A 318-nucleotide genomic window follows, 5' to 3' on the forward strand; every position below is an offset into this window, starting at 1 on the left:
CCAGGCCATCCACGTCGGTCGCGCTCAGCTTGACCGCGATACCTACACTTGGGTCTTCAGCACCGGTCGCGGTAGTCGCCGCTGCAACCGGCGCGTCGTTGACCGGAGTCACGGTGATGGTGCCGTTGGCCGCTGGCGAGGTCAGTACGTTGCTGCCGTCAGCGTTGCCGCTGTCGGTCGCGGTGTAGGTGAAGTTCGCCGTGCCGTTGAAGTTCGCGTTTGGCTTGAAGTACACGGTGGCTTCGCCGTTGACCGCGTTAATAGCGCCGGTCACCGCTTTGGTCATGGCCGCGTCGGTGTAGAAGGTGCCATTGGTTG

1 protein-coding gene is annotated in these 318 nt (G+C 63.2%); it reads right to left on the minus strand.

Annotated features, from left to right (window positions below; genetic code table 11):
* On the minus strand, nt 1–318 hold a 318-nt coding region (locus AB1462_RS32520), incomplete at both ends, for an Ig-like domain-containing protein (RefSeq protein WP_367249240.1).

Source organism: Pseudomonas sp. SB113 (assembly GCF_040754745.1).
Lineage (GTDB): Bacteria > Pseudomonadota > Gammaproteobacteria > Pseudomonadales > Pseudomonadaceae > Aquipseudomonas > Aquipseudomonas grimontii.